Origin of the sequence: Capnocytophaga haemolytica (assembly GCF_001553545.1) — a bacterium.
Classification (GTDB): Bacteria; Bacteroidota; Bacteroidia; order Flavobacteriales; family Flavobacteriaceae; genus Capnocytophaga; species Capnocytophaga haemolytica.
Map to the genome: position 1 here is coordinate 661,754 of NZ_CP014227.1, position 17,985 is coordinate 679,738.

Annotated in this window: 19 protein-coding genes and 2 pseudogenes; 11 read left to right on the forward strand and 10 right to left on the reverse strand. The window is 43.7% G+C overall.

Features of this window, described 5'->3' with window-relative positions:
• The first annotated feature begins 39 nt into the window (after nt 1-39).
• Complete coding sequence (locus AXF12_RS02875; RefSeq protein ID WP_066428152.1) at nt 40-1,053, forward strand: WaaS/CpsH family glycosyltransferase; 1,014 nt, start codon at nt 40-42, stop codon at nt 1,051-1,053.
• On the opposite strand, the gene AXF12_RS02880 is transcribed toward AXF12_RS02875, so the two are convergent.
• The 10 genes and pseudogenes from AXF12_RS02880 to AXF12_RS02925 form a co-directional block, all read right to left on the reverse strand.
• Nucleotides 1,007-2,248, reverse strand: a complete 1,242-nt coding sequence (locus AXF12_RS02880) for an O-antigen ligase family protein (RefSeq protein ID WP_066428154.1) — start codon at nt 2,246-2,248, stop codon at nt 1,007-1,009. The genes AXF12_RS02875 and AXF12_RS02880 overlap by 47 nt on opposite strands.
• Complete coding sequence (locus AXF12_RS02885; protein ID WP_066428156.1) at nt 2,232-3,347, reverse strand: glycosyltransferase family 4 protein; 1,116 nt, start codon at nt 3,345-3,347, stop codon at nt 2,232-2,234. Before AXF12_RS02885 ends, AXF12_RS02880 begins: the two co-directional genes overlap by 17 nt.
• Entirely contained in the window at nt 3,344-4,114 is a 771-nt protein-coding gene (locus AXF12_RS02890; RefSeq protein ID WP_066428157.1) for a glycosyltransferase family 2 protein, read from the reverse strand. Before AXF12_RS02890 ends, AXF12_RS02885 begins: the two co-directional genes overlap by 4 nt.
• Nucleotides 4,115-4,120: 6 nt before the next feature.
• Nucleotides 4,121-4,660, reverse strand: a pseudogene (locus tag AXF12_RS02895) (superoxide dismutase).
• Between the two features lie 23 nt (nt 4,661-4,683).
• Nucleotides 4,684-4,887 carry a hypothetical protein gene (locus AXF12_RS12690; protein ID WP_066428159.1) on the reverse strand — a complete coding sequence of 68 codons (204 nt, stop codon included), beginning with the start codon at nt 4,885-4,887 and terminating at the stop codon, nt 4,684-4,686.
• Between the two features lie 91 nt (nt 4,888-4,978).
• Nucleotides 4,979-6,021 (reverse strand): annotated as a pseudogene (locus AXF12_RS02905) (class I tRNA ligase family protein); the annotation flags it as partial.
• Complete coding sequence (locus AXF12_RS12055; protein ID WP_066428163.1) at nt 5,993-6,235, reverse strand: hypothetical protein; 243 nt, start codon at nt 6,233-6,235, stop codon at nt 5,993-5,995. The gene AXF12_RS12055 and the pseudogene AXF12_RS02905, both read right to left, overlap by 29 nt.
• A gap of 72 nt (nt 6,236-6,307) precedes the next feature.
• Complete coding sequence (gene dnaG / locus AXF12_RS02915; RefSeq protein WP_066428165.1) at nt 6,308-8,269, reverse strand: DNA primase; 1,962 nt, start codon at nt 8,267-8,269, stop codon at nt 6,308-6,310.
• A gap of 212 nt (nt 8,270-8,481) precedes the next feature.
• A complete protein-coding gene (locus AXF12_RS02920) occupies nt 8,482-9,153 on the reverse strand; it encodes a porin family protein (RefSeq protein WP_066428168.1) in 672 nt (223 codons plus the stop codon).
• A gap of 34 nt (nt 9,154-9,187) precedes the next feature.
• On the reverse strand, nt 9,188-10,045 hold the full coding sequence (locus AXF12_RS02925; RefSeq protein ID WP_066428170.1) for a porin family protein: 858 nt from the start codon (nt 10,043-10,045) through the stop codon (nt 9,188-9,190).
• 192 nt (nt 10,046-10,237) lie between these two features.
• Here AXF12_RS02925 and AXF12_RS02930 point away from each other — a divergent pair, with 192 nt between their 5' ends.
• The 10 genes from AXF12_RS02930 to AXF12_RS02975 all read left to right on the forward strand — a co-directional run bounded on the left by AXF12_RS02930 (nt 10,238) and on the right by AXF12_RS02975 (nt 17,961).
• Complete coding sequence (locus tag AXF12_RS02930) at nt 10,238-11,404, forward strand: peptidase associated/transthyretin-like domain-containing protein (RefSeq protein WP_066428172.1); 1,167 nt, start codon at nt 10,238-10,240, stop codon at nt 11,402-11,404.
• 659 nt (nt 11,405-12,063) lie between these two features.
• Nucleotides 12,064-13,515 carry a tRNA (N6-isopentenyl adenosine(37)-C2)-methylthiotransferase MiaB gene (miaB, locus tag AXF12_RS02935; protein WP_066428174.1) on the forward strand — a complete coding sequence of 484 codons (1,452 nt, stop codon included), beginning with the start codon at nt 12,064-12,066 and terminating at the stop codon, nt 13,513-13,515.
• 9 nt (nt 13,516-13,524) lie between these two features.
• The gene (locus AXF12_RS02940; RefSeq protein WP_066428176.1) at nt 13,525-14,025 is read left to right on the forward strand and encodes a DUF2004 domain-containing protein; all 501 of its coding nucleotides are present in this window, start codon (nt 13,525-13,527) and stop codon (nt 14,023-14,025) included.
• Nucleotides 14,026-14,045: 20 nt separating this feature from the next.
• Complete coding sequence (locus tag AXF12_RS02945) at nt 14,046-14,252, forward strand: hypothetical protein (RefSeq protein ID WP_066428178.1); 207 nt, start codon at nt 14,046-14,048, stop codon at nt 14,250-14,252.
• Nucleotides 14,253-14,296: 44 nt separating this feature from the next.
• On the forward strand, nt 14,297-14,473 hold the full coding sequence (locus tag AXF12_RS02950; RefSeq protein WP_197697157.1) for a type II toxin-antitoxin system YoeB family toxin: 177 nt from the start codon (nt 14,297-14,299) through the stop codon (nt 14,471-14,473).
• Between the two features lie 9 nt (nt 14,474-14,482).
• The gene (locus tag AXF12_RS02955) at nt 14,483-14,959 is read left to right on the forward strand and encodes an S-ribosylhomocysteine lyase (protein ID WP_066428181.1); all 477 of its coding nucleotides are present in this window, start codon (nt 14,483-14,485) and stop codon (nt 14,957-14,959) included.
• Nucleotides 14,960-15,127: 168 nt separating this feature from the next.
• Nucleotides 15,128-16,246, forward strand: a complete 1,119-nt coding sequence (locus AXF12_RS02960; RefSeq protein ID WP_066431725.1) for an Mrp/NBP35 family ATP-binding protein — start codon at nt 15,128-15,130, stop codon at nt 16,244-16,246.
• Between the two features lie 80 nt (nt 16,247-16,326).
• Nucleotides 16,327-16,566 carry a NifU family protein gene (locus AXF12_RS02965; protein WP_066428183.1) on the forward strand — a complete coding sequence of 80 codons (240 nt, stop codon included), beginning with the start codon at nt 16,327-16,329 and terminating at the stop codon, nt 16,564-16,566.
• Nucleotides 16,567-16,648: 82 nt separating this feature from the next.
• A complete protein-coding gene (locus AXF12_RS02970) occupies nt 16,649-17,227 on the forward strand; it encodes a peptidase M23 (protein ID WP_074860870.1) in 579 nt (192 codons plus the stop codon).
• A 5-nt stretch (nt 17,228-17,232) separates the two neighbouring features.
• Complete coding sequence (locus AXF12_RS02975) at nt 17,233-17,961, forward strand: pyridoxine 5'-phosphate synthase (RefSeq protein WP_066428184.1); 729 nt, start codon at nt 17,233-17,235, stop codon at nt 17,959-17,961.
• Nucleotides 17,962-17,985: the final 24 nt, after the last annotated feature.

Genomic DNA, 17,985 nt, shown 5'->3' on the forward strand with positions numbered 1-17,985 from the left:
CAATTTTAAGTTTATATTATATTAATATTCATATAAATAATGGATTATAGCGTTTTTAAAGGAAAGAAAATTATCCTCATTATTCCTAATCATTACAAAATTCCAGAATTGATGAAGTACAATGTGGAGCGATTAGGGATGGAAGTTACTGTAGCTTCATCAAAACCTTTTAAGTATAAACACTTAGGGCATAAACTGCACAATGCATTCCGAAAGACTTTCTATAAAGATCGCACTTTCAAAAAAGCATTAGAGAAGCGATATAATTTTGAGGAAGTACTCAAGCAAACTGCTTCTCTGAAAGAAAAGGCAGATTATGTACTCATTATTCGCCCAGATGCTATTCCTTTACAGCAAACTGACTTAGTTTTTTCTCTTGGCAAAAGAGTCGTTGCTTACCAATGGGATGGACTGAATCGCTATCCTGAAATTTTTGAGTATATAAAAAAGTATAAGCACTTTTATTCCTTCGACCCTGACGATTACCAGCGATATAAAGACCAATATCCACAGTTGAAACTCTGTACTAATTTCTACTTTGATGATGATCGCGTTGGAGAGGTAACCCCCAACAACTCTGTTTATTACGCAGGAGCTTATGTAGCAAATCGCATTGAAGATACACTTTTTTTAGTAAATGAACTTACAAAATATGATTTGCCTTTAGATATCAACATCTCTGGTATTGAACCTCATAAATACCTCTACGACAGAACTCATATAAACTTTGCTTCATTCAGTTTTATGGAGAACCTCAGACGTACCAAATCTGCCAAGGTGCTCTTAGACTTTAAGATTGTAGAACACAATGGACTTTCAATGCGCTTCTTTGAGGCGTTAAAATACAAAAAGAAAATCATAACTAACAATACGACTGTTGTTAATTATGATTTCTATAATCCTAATAATATCTTTATTCTTCACAAAGACCCCTTAGAGCGATTGGGCGATTTTCTCCACTCTGATTATCAAGAAGTACCTGAGGAGATCGTGCAGTATTATGCTTTTAGCTCGTGGCTTTATCGCCTTTTGGAAGGAGAATATCGTCAGTAAAGAACAATAGAAACCATATTCCATAGATGAATATAGGGATTGACTCATCAATCATTAGCATCTGAGTAGCCGATTGGGTTGCTACTAAGGCTATAATAAGAAAGGCAAGTTGTTTTTTACGAGTGATAAAGAAGGGCATTGTGAATGTTGCTAAGAGTACAGCTAAACCAACCGTACCATACACAATGAGTGTTTGTAAATACTGGCTGTGCGAATCAGTATAAGGATAAACCTGACTATCTAAAAAATGACCGTTATAATATTCACATTCAGGGTGCGCCATCCTATGCTGTGTGAAAAAATACTGGCCTTCATTAGCCCCCCAACCTAATAGGGGCTTTTCTTTAATCATCTCCTTAGCTACTTTAAAAAGAAACAGACGAGGCTCCTCCTTTAGGTGATTGTTATCAAGCCGTTTATTATGCGCAAATAGCAACCCAGCTACGATAAGTACCCCTACTAAACACACTACCGATAACCATTTGTTGCGCTTCCAAGTCTCTATAACTACTATAAAGATCAGTGTAATCAAACACATCAAAAAGCCATTGCGCCCTTCTGTGATGGATAAAATATAAAACAATATTGCAAAGCATAACACATAATAGCTAATAAGCCACCATCGCATCCGCTGATAACCCCGCGATACGAGATACCATATTCCAATAAGAGCTAAGTTTAAGTACATATTGTACTTCATATGGTGATTTACAGAAGCAATCCGTTCATTAGCAAAAACCCAAGTCTTGTCCTCTGCTGCAATGAAGTTTCCTAAACCAATTTTGTAACATACAATATACAACACCGAAAGCACTGCTACTACTATTAGTGTATTGAGGTAGTAACTCAGTTTGTGTTCTTTACCAAACCCCAAAAAACCACAGAAAACTAACAGTAGTAGATAGGCATTATTTCGTTCTAAAATCTTTACCCAACTGCGATAATAGAGTTTCTCAAAAGGTAAGTGTAGATAGAATAAACTAAAATATAGCAATACTATGCATAGATACCAATGCTTTGCTTCCCATTTAAAACTTTGCCACCGTTTGTTGTATATAAATTCTATGCTCAGTGATAGAGGTAAGATGATCCACAGATCACGCCAGCGATGTATATATACCACATTTGCAATTAAAAAGATTAAAAAGCATACTACTGGTAAGTAATTAACTCCGTATTTAATAACTGATTTCATATTGTATTTTTTTAACTTCTATTTTCTCTAAGTATTTTAATAATGATTCAATATGCCTTTCAATTGTTGGGTCGTATTTTAGGCATTCTTTGGGTTTAGTAAGGCGTGCTCCCCCTTTTTCTTTACGCACCACTGCCTCTTCTATGGCAGCTCTCAATGCTTTAGGGCTATTTCTATCAAAGAAAATGCCTGCCTTATCATTAAACACTTCTCTACAAGCCATATTCTTTGAAAACACTATAGGAGTGCCACATAATACCGATTCTATCCCTACCAGCCCAAAAGGTTCATATTCTGAAGCCATTGCTGTGTAATCTACAGCATTGTAGAGTTCGGGCATATTATCGCAAAACCCCAAACTCTCTACATTTCGCATTGACTGTTCTATAGGAGTGCCTGCAACGGCTAACTTCACAGGTAGGTCTGTATTAGCAAAGAATGAAGCCAACACCTCAAAGCCTTTGCGCTTATGCCCTATTGAGGGGAACAAAAATACTGTTTTCTCCTCCTTCCAGCCATAGCGTGCTCTGATTGTCCTGCGAGCCTCTTCGCCGAGTACTTCAAATCGAGAAGTATCAATAGGAGGATAGAGTATAGTTACTTTCTCAGCAGCTATTCCATAGTATTTAATAAGCTCTTCTTTCATTAACTCAGAATGTGCTACAATCGTGCGTACTGACTTAAAAGCAGCGCGTTCACGATTGATCTGCCATTTATCAAAACACCCTACCTGTCTTGTATCTAAACTATTGTTATTAGCGTTGAGGTATCCCAAACGATTGCCGCCACATATCAGTATATCTGCGTTATCTGTGTAGTTAAATGTAATAACAGGAACCCCTTGCAGACGCTGTTTATTGAAAAAGCGGTAAAAGAAAAATATTCGTAAAGGCTTGGGTATGTATTTTAAGTTGATTGTATGAGGTATAATCAGCGGATAGGTATCAAGTGAAGTATCAAACTTATCGGCATATACGTGTACCTTTATTCCACGTTGAGCGAAACTACGAATAAGGTCAAACATATAGCTTTCCGTTCCGCCTGCTTTTCTAAAACGCTCAATGGTGATGATGATCTCTTTCTTCTCCTCTGTTTTCATACATTTTGATGTGCTTGGTGATATGCTTCATTGAGTTTTGCCAGCATAAAAAACTTATAATAGGCATCAATCTTTGCATATAAGTAGCCTTCTTTACCATCTAAAAAGCCTCCTTTTATAAAATAAGTTTTGCAAAAAGCAATCATAGGAGCACATACAAATTTGAATAATGATACACGCTTAGGCTTGCGACGCAATAGTTCCGCATCAGTGTAGAGTTGTATCTTGCGCAATACATCCGTAAAACTGTCATTAGCCAAGTGCTCTAAGGCAAAGCGTTTGTCTTTCTTCAAATACAGCAGCTTACCATCAATCGTAGGGGTAGAGTGTATTGCAGGCAACCAGTTCACCTTACTTTTCTTAAAGAAGCGAATGTTATAATCAGGAAAAGTACTGCGCATAAACCGCCCCATAAAGTAATTCTTGCGTGGCACTGCTAAGGCATCAAATTCTTCAGTTTGCAACCTTCGCAATAGTTCATCTTTAAGCGTTGTAGGCACCATCTCGTCAGCGTCAATAAGCAACACCCACTCATTAGCAGCCGACTGTATTGCATAATTTCTAGCAGGCTCCACATACGACAATCTCTCGTGATAAACAATTTTACAGCCGTATTGCTCAGCAATAGCAATTGTGCGGTCAGTACTTTGCATATCGCACACCACTACCTCGTCAAAGTCCTTAACAGTTTCTAAGACGGTTTGTAGATGCTTTTCCGCATTGTAAGTGTTGATGACTACTGATATTTTTGGTTCCAACAGGATCATTTTTTTCTAATTTATCATCTTCTCATATCTCCTCCCCACATTCTCCCAATCAATCACATTAAAAAAGTTAGTGGTGTAGTCGCTGCGTTTGTTTTGGTGTTTGAGGTAGTAGGCGTGTTCTCAAACGTCCATTGCCAGGATAGGGGTGCCTGATACTTCTAAGCCTGCCATCAGCGGACAGTCTTGATTGGCAGTGCTTACTACGGCGAGCTTGCCATTTTTAACTACAAGCCACACCCAGCCTGAACCAAAACGTTTAGCCCCTGCCTCTGCAAATACTTTCTTAAAAGCCTCAAAACTGCCAAAGTCGCGATTGATAGCTGCTGCTAATTTACCTGTGGGTTGCCCACCCCCTTTGGGTGAGATAATGTCAAAATACATTGTATGATTGTAATAGCCCCCAGCGTTGTTGTGCAGAGCTGCATTGTTGATATCAAGTGTACGGATGAGTTCCTCAATAGGTTTTTGTGCCTCTGGCCTGCCTGCCACTGCCTTATTCAGGTTGTTGATATAACCTACATAATGCTTTGAGAAATGGATGTACATCGTCTCTGTGTCAATATACTTATCTACGGCATTGAGTCGTACTTCAGCGGCACAACTGCAAAAGCACCTGCTTCTGCCTCCACATCAGTAGGCTTGCCATAGTCAGTGGACTTCCCACGGTTCTGCTGCTCTTTCGCCTGAGCCTTCTTTACTACTTTCTTCTGAGCGTACAAATTGCCAAAACCTACTGCCATAGTAGCTACTGTGATAATGTTTTTTAATTTCATATAGTGATTTTGCTTTCCGGGGACAAAGGTACGAAATAATGATGAATGAGCAATGATTAATTCTTCTTTTCTCAGAAATAAACCCTAAAAGCTATAGCATCACATTGATAATCCACCCTGGTACCACGATTATCTTCTTAGGAGCCGACCCTCCTAACTGTGCCACGGTCTGTTCATCAGTGAGGATTACCGCCTCAATATCCTTCACACTTATATCGGCAGGGAACGACTTCTTAAACCACATTTTACCGTTGAACGACACAGGGTATTCCTTTTCGCTTTCTACCAAGTACTTATCCTCGTGTACGGGATAAGGTGCATACGCCATACTCTCATTGTGCCCCAAGCGGTGCCATAGCTCTTCTGCAAGATGGGGCGCAAAGGGGGCAATGAACACTATTAGGGGCTCTAATATTGTCTTGTGGTGGCACTGTTCTGCAGCCAGCTCGTTTACGCATATCATAAACTGACTCACAGAGGTGTTAAACGAAAACGTCTCTATATCCTCATTTACTTTCTTAATAGTCTTGTGCAGCGTCTTGAGCATTGCTGCTGTGGGCTGCTCCTCACTTATCGCTCTCTCGCTGACGTACAAACGCCATAGCTTTTTCAAGAAATTATACACCCCTGATATGCCCAGTGTATTCCACGGCTTAGCTTGCTCCACCGGGCCTAAAAACATTTCGTAAAGCCTGAGCGTATCTGCCCCGTATTGCTCGCATATATCATCGGGATTAACGACATTGTACTTCGATTTCGACATCTTTTCTACCTCGCGCCTGCAAAGATACTTGCCACCTTCTGTTTCAAAAGTAGCCTCAGGATAATCGGGTCGCCACGCTTTAAAGGGTTCTATGTCCAACTCATCGCTAACGTCTTTGAGGAGGAATATATCTACGTGCAAGACCTACGCTTTCTTGTCGCCAATAAGTCCTTTGCTGACAAAAGTATTCGTGCCCTCCAAACGATACGCAAAAGCACTCATACCCAATATTACCCCTGATTGACGAGCCTCTTAAACGGCTCTTCTACAATTATATAGTCTCTGTCCTTTAAAAACTTATTCCAAAACCGACTGTACAGCAGGTACCCTGTAGTGTGCTTGCTACCCGCTACATAGAGATCTACATCGCGTCAATAGAGAAGGGTTCCCTTCACAGGGAAGGCAATGCTCTCTTTGGGTAATAAACTGTACCCTTGGACCTTTTACTACCTGCTCAAAGGCGGTGAGATCTGCCTTAGCATCAAGGTGAATAAAGAACATAGCGTCCTCATCATCCAATTGGGTGATCATTCGCTGTAATTGCTCAGGGGCTTTATGGGCTAATATGATGTAATTCTTTATCATTGTTAAAATCTTCCAAAATGCAAAGTTACGTATTTTCTTTTAATAAGCCACTATTGTTTGCTGAAAAGTCTCTTAATAGTTCACCACTACGTTGAGGCGCTTGGCGAGTATCTTTTGTAGTTGGAGGTAGCTCATCACTTCCTCTAAGATATTCTGTTTCTCCTCAGGAGTGGCCTCAGGAAGTGCTTCAGAGGTGTGGCTCACTAAGTGTTTTACCAATAAAGAGCGGATGTTAAGAATGATGTCAGCAATAGCAACGTCAATCTTGGCATCCTTGTCCTTGGCTACGATGTCCTTGCGCAGCCAATTATCAAGTTGGTAGTTCTCATCCTCCATAATGATTTCAGAAACCTTCTCACTAAGCTCCACAGGTAGCTCGGCGGCAAAGTGATCAAGGTTGTAGTCAGGGTTCTCTTGGAACTTACTCATCAGCAGCTGATAGATCGCCTTAAAGTCAGGATTGGTGAACTCTATCTCATCCTCTTGTAGCTCTAAAAAGATTTTCTCATACACTTTTAGCTCTTGTTGTACTTCTTTTTCTTCAAGTTGCCCCTCTTCATCAGTTAGCAGTACGATATCGGTAAAGGTGCACGTGCGGTTACCATAGAGTAGGAGGTATTTTATCAGGTCGTGCTCTAAGATCTCTAAGCGATTAGTGGTGCGCTGTGCTTGCTGTTCAGGGGTGTGCGAGACCTGCAATGTAGGCTTACGTCGCTCTACTTTTTGTCCTTCAAAGGCGTCGTTTTTAAGGATTTGTGAGAGGGTGGAAAAGAGCACAGCCTCCGAAATATCCATAATGGAAGCGCACTCACGCACGTAAACTTCCTGCTTGATCAGGTCGGGGATTTTGGAGATGCTCTCCACAATATCGCGGATAGTAGATGCTTTCTTGATTGGGTCGCCTTGGGACTCCTCCATCAAAAGGGAGGCTTTGAAGCGGATAAAATCAACGGCATTTTGCTCTAAATAGAGTACTAAATCCTCGTAGGCGGTTTTCTTGGCAAAGCTGTCAGGGTCTTCTCCCTCAGGAAAAGTACAGACTTTTACGTTCATCCCCTCTTCGAGGATGAGATCAACCCCACGCAAAGAGGCTCTAAGTCCTGCCGCATCGCCATCATAAAGCACTGTGATGTTGGGTGTAAGACGCTTGATAAGGCGGATCTGGTCGGGGGTGAGGGCGGTGCCACTGGAGGCTACCACGTTCTCAATACTCTTTTGGTGCATCTGGATCACATCGGTATAGCCTTCAACCAAGTAGCAGTTATCAGCCTTAGCGATAGCTTGCTTGGCGTAGTAGATACCATAGAGCACCTTACTCTTGTGGTAAATCTCACTTTCGGGCGAGTTGAGGTACTTGGCAGCCTTCTTGTCTTGCACGAGCACACGCCCCCCGAAGCCGAGCACACGGCCGCTCATTGAGTGTATTGGGAACATCACACGCCCTTTAAAGCGGTCGAAACGGCGGTCGTCCTTGACGATGGTAAGCCCTGTTTTCTCTAAAAATTCGAGTTTGTAGCCATTCTTGAGGGCGGTATCGGTAAAGGCTGTCCACTCGTCAAGGGAGAAGCCGAGGTGGAATTTCTCAATGGTTTCGGGGGTAAAGCCGCGTTCCTTAAAGTAAGTAAGGCCTACCGCCTTGCCCTGCTCGGTGTTGTGAAGGGTTTGCGCAAAGTACTGCTGGGCGTATTCCGATACGATGTAAAGGCTCTCACGCTCGTCGGCTTTATCATCGGAAGGGGTGCCTGTTTCCTCGACATCGATGTTATATTTCTTTGCCAGATAGCGGATTGCCTCGGGGTAAGTGAAGTGTTCGTGTTCCATCAAGAAGGCAATGGCATTACCGCCCTTGCCGCTGGAGAAATCTTTCCAAATTTGCTTTACAGGCGATACCATAAAACTCGGGGTGCGCTCATTGGAGAAAGGGCTGAGCCCTTTGAGGTTAGAGCCTGCCCGTTTGAGTTGGACGAAGTCGCCAATGACCTCCTCTACGCGCATTTGGTCATATACTTTATCGATGGTAGTCTTTGAAATCATAGGGCAAAGGTACAATATTTTTTGGAGATTAAGAGAAAGTAGGCAAGAATTAGTGTATGAAGAATAGTTTTGCGCTATACTTACTCCTTGAATTTGGTAAGGTGAGATGTATAAAAAAGAATGTGATTTTTTAGTGTTTATATAATATAGAGAGCAGAGATCCATATTAAATCTGATCTCTGCTCTCTACTTTTTGTTCTTTACTCTCTATTCTAAAATATCCTATACCCTGCTGAGATGCTAAACACCATATTGCGCGAGTTGCCATAAGTGTGCTGAGGCAGCACATCGGTGAAGCCATAGCCAAACTGTACTGAACCTGTAAAGCGCCACACTTCCACGCCTGTGCCTATCTGAATCCCTACGTCGAAAGGCTTAAAGTCGTCCTTTTCACCTGTACCTACGGTCAAGGAGTGCCATTTAGAGTCCGTATGACGTCGCTCGCCAGGGTTGTCAGTGGTATGCTCTTCCTTCACATTGCCGTATAAACCAAGTGCCACATAAGGTCCTACCCGTGCGGTGAGCGTTACTTTATCGCTTACAGGTATGCGATACCTGAAATGCACAGGCATCTCCAAGTAGTTGCGGAAGACGTATTGCGCATCCTTGCGGTACTCCGTGCGCGTATCAACCACATTTTCCAAGGTGTTGCCTTTCATTGAGAATACCAAGCCCGTCTCCAAGCCAAAACCTTTCGGGAAGTTCACCGTAAAAAGTGCCCCTGCGTTGATACCTGCATTGGGGTAATTGTCCGCATCTCCCAATTCTGAGAGGTAAAGCCCTGAGACGTTCAGCCCTGCGCGTACCTCTAAACCTACGGTAGTTTGTCCTACCGCTGTATAGCCCCCTACGAGGGCTGCCAATAGTAAAATTAGTTTCTTCATATAATTATCTATTTAAGTGTTACATATTTTATTACTAAAAGAAGCGATAGCCTCCTGTGATGGTAAAGGCATAATTGCGTGTATCGCCCCACTCGGCTTGCCCTCGGGTGCCTGTTTGAGGGTCGTAAGTGTTGAAAGGCGTGTTATACACATCCAAGAAGCCAAAGCTAAACTGCAAGCCTATGGTAGCCTTACCGATTTCGACCCCTGTGGCAATTGCCCAACCACTATCGAAACTGCGGAAATCAGCGTCGGCAGTGTTGCCCACTTTCAGTTTAAAACGCTCCTTATCGGTACTACTGCTCCTATTGCCCCCTCTGGCAAAGGTGACAAAATCGCCTTTAGCAAGCACATTGCCGTGGGTAGCAAAAGCAAAATAAGGACCTGTGCGCGCAAATAGTGTTACGTTGCCCAGTGGTACACGTACCCTAAAATGCACAGGCAGTTCTAAATAATTGCAGTAGAGGTTCGCCTCACCTTCTATGCGGGCACCTGTATTGCGGTTATAGCCATCAACCTTCCACGTTTCACCTTTTGAGGTAAATACCAACCCCGTTTCCATACCGAGGTATTTTGAGAAGTTCAGCGTTGCCAAGCAGCCGAGGTGCAGCCCTACATTGGGGCTGACTTGCATTGGTATGGGCGATAGTTCGTGTGATATCCACGCGATGTTAAGCCCGCCGCGCACTTCCAAACCTACTTTGTTCCACACCTCATTGTGGCGGCTTGAAGGGCGTTGTGCACTCACATCGGTGGTGTCGCGAGGGGCTTCCTGCACTGTGGGGGTCACTAAGGTGTCGCGCACTGGTGCCACCTGCGTGCTATCTATTTGTGCATTGGCAGCGAATACACCTGCTAACGCACTTACTGCTAATAAGATACCTTTTTTCATCTGTAAAACTATTTAATTGATAAGGCAAAGATACGGCTTTATTTTAGAAGTGACAAATTCCTATAGCATTTTTTAAGCTATTTTCAAGAGTTTTTTCTGTTAGTGCTTCCTTTTTTTGTAGTTTTTTTACTTGATAAGGTTGTTATTGATTTTATTTTTGTACTTTTGCGCTGTAATTTCAAAATTGTGTTTATGAAAAAGATATTTTGTTTACTGTTTTTAGCGATGAGCCTTATTGGGGTAAAGGGTTACAGCCAGCACGTGCTCAAAGCGGTTATTTTAGATGAGGAAACTCAGGCACCTGTGCCTTATGCTACGGTGCACAACGAGCTGAATTACGCCATTAGTAACGACGATGGGGGCTTCTACATTGAGTCGACAGCAAACCCTCTGACCATTGAGTGCTTGGGGTACGAGACCCTTAAGACGAGCTTCACAGAGCTGAAAGGGAAGTCGAAGATCTACTTAAAGCCTAAGACGTTTGAGCTTGAGGCTATTACCCTCACAGCGGGCGACCCTTATACGTTGATGAAGAAGGCGGCTGCTAAGTGGTATGCTCTTTCGCCACATAAGGAGCGCTTTTTTATGCGTGGGCTGCTTCGTAAGAATGGTGAAATAGAGAAGCTCATCGACCTTACAGGGAAGATTGAGAAGAACACGCTTTTCAGTATGGAAGGGCTTTCAACGCCTAAGGATAACTATAGGATTGAGCTCGAGAATGCGCGCTTGGCGAGTGTGAACACCAGCAAGAAGTACTACATCAAGATGATGAACTTTGAGGGATTGCTCAACTCAGTGGCTTCGCCGTGGACGCCTGCCGATAAGTATTCGCATACGTATTCCTCAGGGAATGACTCGCTTTCGGCTAAGTTAGACTTTGCTTTTAAAGATGCTAAGAAGAAGAACGAAAAGGGGCACTATCTGCTCAAGAAAGGTCAGTATACGTTCGATCAGCTGTACCTGACCTTTAACAATCCCGATGGGCAGTTGATGCCTTTCGGTCCGAACTTGAAGACGCGCACTTTGAAGTTTGAGAAGCGTTCCGATTTTGCTCTGAATGAGGCTACGGGTAAGTACCAGCTCTCAAAGGCTTACTACTATCACAAGGTGGAGGTGGTGTCGAAGGAGGGCACAGATGTGTTCGATTTGTACTATTTCTACACCGCTGAACCACTGCCATCGGAAGAGCCTGTGACGGCAAATGTATCGGCAAAGATGGATATGTTCCAGCTTAAGCGTGCCTACAACCCTGAGTTCTGGGAGCACACGGATATACTGCTGCTTACCGACGAGATGCGTGCCTTTATCGACAAAGTCAATAGTAGCAAGGAGCCCAGGAGCATTAGTAACTTTAAGTAAAGGGGATTAGTGATCAGGGATTAGGGGTCAGTAATCAGCGATCAGGTATAAGCGGGAGGTTTAAGCTTCCCGCTTTTTTTGTGTGCGAATTGCAGTGTGAACCGTGTAGGTAGTTAGCAGCAAGGTAATTTTTATCATATTCGTATTAAAATTGATCTATTATTGAAGAATGTATAGCACCTAATAGTGCCGAAATAGACCCTTATAGGGTAGGGGAGAGGGGTGATAGGGTGCCGTACTGCATCCGTATTGGTAGCGTATTGGTACCGTAGTTGCTCTTACGTTTCTCTTACCTTCCTCTTAGGTTTAGGGGTTAGAGGTCGGTGATTAGTAGTTAGAAAGTTGTGGAAGAATGTTGTGTTGCAGTATTGTTAAAAAGATGCTGCAAAGATAGTGAATAATTTATAATGCACAATGGATAGTGAGTATTTTTTTTCAGAAGGCAGAGGTCAGGGGTTGGTTTTAGCGTGTGAGTGCGGTGCTTTTACCCTTGTTATTAATGGGTTACGCTTCTAATGGGGCAATCTGGAACGGTGCTTTTTGATGTGTTTGTGCTGAGTGGTACGGGCAATTAATCATTTATCATTGTTTATTTATCATTAAAATTTTGTATCTTTGCGCCCTAATCACTACTACTAAGGGCTAATCACTATACACAAATGGCAAAAGAAATAGACGAAGCTAAGCAAGGGCAAAGCCTTGTGATGGCTACTAATGCTCAGAATACTAAGAAGTTATACATAGAGAGCTACGGCTGTCAGATGAATTTTTCCGATAGCGAGATCGTAGCGTCTATCCTCTCGAAGGTGGGTTACAACACTACCGATCAACTTGAGGAGGCGGATTTGGTGCTTATCAATACTTGTTCGGTACGCGAGAAAGCCGAGCAAACTATACGTAAGCGTTTGGAACAGTTCAACAGCTATAAGCGCAAGAAGCCCGCGATGAAGGTGGGCGTGCTGGGCTGTATGGCAGAGCGCGTAAAGCACGCTTTTTTGGAAGAGGAAAAGATAGTCGATATGGTGGTAGGTCCTGATGCGTATAAAGACCTTCCCAACCTCTTGGAGGACGTGGAAAGCGGGCGTGAGGCAGTGAATGTGATCCTCTCTAAGGACGAGACCTACGCGGATATTGCCCCTATTAGGCTCGGCAGCAATGGGGTTACGGCTTTTGTGTCCATCACACGCGGTTGCGACAATATGTGTACGTTCTGCATTGTTCCTTTCACTCGTGGACGGGAACGCAGCCGCGACCCTTACTCCATCCTCAATGAGATTGGCGACCTTGCTGAGCGTGGTTTTAAGGAGGTTACGCTGCTGGGGCAGAATGTCGATAGCTATCTGTGGTATGGCGGCGGCCTCAAGAAGGACTTTGCTAAGGCCAGCGAGATGCAGCAAGCCACTGCGGTGAACTTTGCAGGGCTGCTGGATATGGTAGCAACGGCTTACCCCAAGATGCGCATTCGCTTCTCGACCTCCAATCCGCAAGATATGACCCTCGATGTGATCGACACAATGGCACGGCATCACAACATCTGCAAGTATATTCACCTACCCGTGCAGAGCGGCAGCAATCGCATCTTAAAGGCGATGAATAGGTTGCACACGCGTGAGGAGTATTTTAAGCTCATTGATGATATACGGGAGCGCATTCCTGATTGTGCTATTTCTCAGGATATGATTGCGGGCTTCCCCACAGAGACAGAGGAAGATCACCGCGATACATTGAGCCTTATGGAGTACGTAAAGTACGATTTCGGCTTTATGTTTGCCTACTCAGAGCGACCCGGTACGCTGGCTGCGCGCAAGATAGAAGACGATGTGCCCGAGGAGGTAAAGAAACGCCGCCTTATGGAGATTATCGACTTGCAACAGAAGCACAGTGCTATTCGCACGCAGGCGCAAGTGGGCAAGGTGGTAGAAGTGCTCATTGAAGGCACCAGCAAGAAGTCTGCCGAGCAGTGGATGGGGCGCAATACCCAGAATACGGTGGTGGTATTCCCCAAAGGGGACTATAAGGTAGGCGACTTTGTAGATGTGCTGGTAGAAAGCTGCACCTCGACCACGCTCATCGGCAAGGCAGTAGGGAAGACGGGGTATTTTAATGAATAAGTTTAATATATGGCAGAGATTACATTAAAAACTAAGTATTTTGGGCAGTTGAACTTCCCTGCTGAGGAGGGTATTGTAGCAGACCTTGTTGTGAATTTCGAGGGTGAGGAGTTAGAAATTAGCTTTGACATCTTTGATAAATTGGTAGAGGAGAAGAATATTGCTACAGTGCAGCTTCTTTTGGATAATGCTGAGGCAATGTACAGCAAAGCGAAGGCGTATATCAAAGCCAACTACAAAACCGATGAGGTCATCGCTGAGTTTATAGAGTGGCACATTGAGGAACTCTCTGAGGAGTTTGTAGATGCGTATGGCACGGAAGAGGAGGTTACTGCTGAGGAGATTATTAGGCAGCTGCGATTGACACATTTATGGCTTAGCCCTAATGAGGAAGTGCAAGGAGGGGTAGAGATTACTTATGATTTTACGCTACAAGAGGTATCGGACGAGATCTTAGCCGTACGCTTTGATAAGAGTCTTGAAATAACAGATGTGGTTTGGGAAAGATAAAACAATAAAAAACAAGAGAGATGGTAACAACATTAGAATTTAAACAACCTATTTCTATAAAACAGCTCTTAGTAGTAGAAAAACTATTAGATGCTATTGGGATAGAAATAAAAAAAGATGACACTGAACTCTCTGAAAAAGAGTTTTTCGCAAAGATTAATAGAGCAAAGAACAGTAAGAGAATGACTCTTACAGAGGAAAAGCAGCGAGAGTTATTTAGTATGTAGTAAGGATATGGATGAGGAACTTACTTAAGAAAATAGAACTCTTAGTGAATGAATTAAAAAGACATCCTGAAATAGGAACAGGACATCCAGAAAAGTTAAAAGGGGGAACTGATGAAATGTCGCGGAGAATAGACAGCAAACACCGATTGATCTATCAGGTAGATGAGGAAAATAAGAAGGTATTCCTTATATCTGCTTGGGGACACTACGGAGATAAATAATTAAACACAATGGAAAGAATAGCGAGTTTTTGTATTGATCACTTAAAGTTAGAGCGCGGCATCTACGTATCGCGCAAGGATTATGTGGGCAGCGAGGTGCTGACCTCTTTTGATATCCGTATGAAACGCCCTTACCGCGAGCCTGTACTCGGTGGGGCAGAAATCCACACAATGGAGCACTTGGCGGCTACGTGGCTGCGCAATAGTGCGTGGAAAGACAAAATCATCTATTGGGGGCCTATGGGCTGTATGACAGGCAATTATCTGATATTGGCAGGCGATTATACCTCAAAGGATATTGTACCCCTGATAACAGAGCTCTTTGAGTATATGGCAGCTTTTGAGGGAGAGATACCCGGTGCCTCTGCCTTAGAGTGCGGCAATTTTTACAATAATAACTTGCCAATGGCGAAGTACGAAGCGAAGAAATACTTAGAGGAAGTGCTTTATCATTTGACAGATGCTAATTTGGAGTATCCGAAGTAGGGAGGCAAGGTCTCATTTATCAATTGATTAGGTTTGAGAAAGAGAATTTTGAGCTAAGTTTTTTAGGAAGGAGTTGTTTTTTAAGATAAATGTACTACATTTGCAATCTCAAAGAGCGCCAAGAGGGCGCACGTACGAGATATTAAAAGATTAATTAAATAATTTATGATTCAATTACAGAAGAATGATGTTGTAGAGGCATTGCGAAAGATTACCGCCCCTGGTGAAGGGAAGAACTTGGTGGATAGCGGTGCGGTTCAAAATATTGTAATCTTTGGTGATGAAGTAGTAGTAGACGTGGTGATTGATAACCCCAGTCTACAAGCTAAGAAGCGCACCGAAGTGGAGATAATGAAAGCCATTCACGGGGAGGTACACGAAAAAGCCAAAGTAATCGTAAACGTAAAGGTGGTAGCCCCTGAGAAACCTGAGATTAAGGGCAAGCCTATCCCAGGGATAAAGAATATCATAGCGATAGCCTCGGGTAAGGGAGGTGTTGGCAAGTCGACCATTACGGCGAATTTGGCGATTTCACTTTCTAAAATGGGCTTTAAAGTAGGCGTTTTGGATGCGGATATTTATGGACCTTCTATCCCAATGATGTTTGATGTGATGGGAGAGCGTCCGCAATCGGTAGTAGTAGATGGGAAGTCGATGATGAAGCCTATTGAGAGTTATGGGGTAAAGATCCTTTCTATTGGCTTCTTTGTAGGGGCTAATCAGGCGGTGATATGGCGAGGGGCGATGGCATCGAAGGCACTCAATCAGATGATTTTTGATGCCGACTGGGGTGAACTTGACTTTCTGTTAGTTGATTTACCACCAGGGACAGGAGATATTCACCTGAGTATTTTGCAAGCAATGCCCGTAACGGGAGCCGTAGTAGTAAGCACGCCTCAGAAAGTAGCCTTGGCGGATGCACGTAAGGGAGTGGCTATGTTCCAGCAAGAGACGATTAACGTGCCTGTGCTGGGTATTGTAGAGAATATGGCGTATTTCACCCCTGCTGAATTGCCTAATAACAAATATTACATCTTTGGTAGGGAAGGAGCTAAGTATCTCGCAGAAGATTTACAGATACCTTTCTTGGGTGAAATCCCTTTGATACAGAGTATTCGCGAATCGGGTGATGTGGGTAGACCTACGACTTTACAAGAGGGTACTGTGCAGGCGCGTGCCTTTGAGTTGATGGCTAAACTAACAGTGCAGAGTGTAGTGGAGCGTAACCAGAGTTTGCCCCCATCAGAAGCAATAAAGATTACTACAATGGCGGGGTGCAGTAAATAGAGAGTAGAGAGTAATGAGTAGAAAGTAGCACGGCTTAAAGCATTAAATTAAATAATTTTTATATTCAAATCATAACAATAATGACATCAGAAGAAGTAAGAAGTGAAGTAATAAAGGCTTTGGACGAGATACGTCCGTTTTTGCAGAACGATGGAGGCGATATTACTTTGGTAGACATCATTGACGACAGAGAGGTAAGAGTGCGCTTAGAGGGCACTTGCTTGAACTGCACGGTGAACCAGATGACGCTCAAGAGTGGCGTTGAGATGACTATCAAAAAGTACGTCCCTCAGATTGAAAGGGTAATTAATTTATCATAGAGATCAGCAATCAGTAGTCAGTAAGCAGTATCTATCTGTTGAAAACTGACTTCTGATCTCTGACCTCTGATCCCTGAATAATATGGCAACACAGAAGGAATCGAGAAAGGAACAGTTAAAGCGCAAGTGGCTGAGCAAATACCGCCTAGTGGTAATGGACGATGAAACCTTTGAGGAAAAGGCTTCATTTCGCCTCAGCAGGCTGAATATCTTTGTGTTTGGCTCGCTCTTTGCTTTGGTAGTAATCACATTTACCGTCCTGCTGCTGATCTACACCCCACTAAGGCAATACGTGCTGGGGTATACAGCTGTAGAGAACAAGCAGGAGACACTGCAATTGCTGCTCAAAAGCAATAGCTTGGAGAAGAAGGTAAAGAACAGCGAGGCTTATATCACTTCGCTGAAAAAAGTGCTGGTGGGCGACATCAAGCCTCAACGCCACGATAAGGATACTGCCAGCGTGCGCAACTACAACCCTAAGTTCGACCCTAAGGCTGTGATTATAAAGCGCAGCAAGCAAGATTCGATTCTGCGTAAGCAAGTGGAGGAAGAAGATGTGAAAGCGCGCGAGCGCAACAACGAAGCCAATGAGCCGAGGGCTGGTAATAGCGAGGATGATAGCAGGAATACCCAACAGCAAGAAGAAACAGAAACCCCATAAAGAAGATGACAAAGTTAAGTGTAAATATCAACAAGATAGCAACCCTGCGAAATGCGCGTGGGGGCAATGTGCCCGACCTTTTACAAGTGGCTACCGATGTGCAACGCTTTGGGGCTGAGGGCATCACCATTCACCCGCGCCCTGATGAGCGCCATATTCGCTACCAAGATGCGTTTGACCTTTTGAACGTGGTGGTTACGGAGTATAACATCGAGGGCAACCCTGTGCCTAAGTTTGTGGACTTGGTGCTTGCGGTGAAGCCTACGCAAGTAACCTTAGTGCCTGATGCTGAGGATGCGATTACCTCTAATGCGGGCTGGGATACGCTGCGACACAAGCGTTTCCTCACTGAGGTGGTAGCAGAATTTAAGCGGGCAGGCATACGCACCTCGCTCTTTGTAGACCCTGTAGAGGCTATGGTGGCAGGGGCTGCTGAGACGGGTGCCGACCGCGTAGAACTCTATACCGAAGGCTATGCGAGCAAGTATGCCAAAGGTGATAAGGCAGCAGCTATTGCACCTTATATCACAGCAGCTTTGGAGGCGCAGCGCGTAGGCTTGGGCTTAAATGCGGGACACGACCTGAGTTTGCAGAATCTCAAATATTTTAATGATAATATCGCTAATCTTGAAGAGGTATCTATAGGGCACGCGCTGATCTGCGAGGCATTGTACTTGGGGTTAGAGAATACCATAGGAGCATATCTGAATCAGCTTTCAGAGATCAGGGATTAGCCTGACACCTAAAATCTAAAAAAG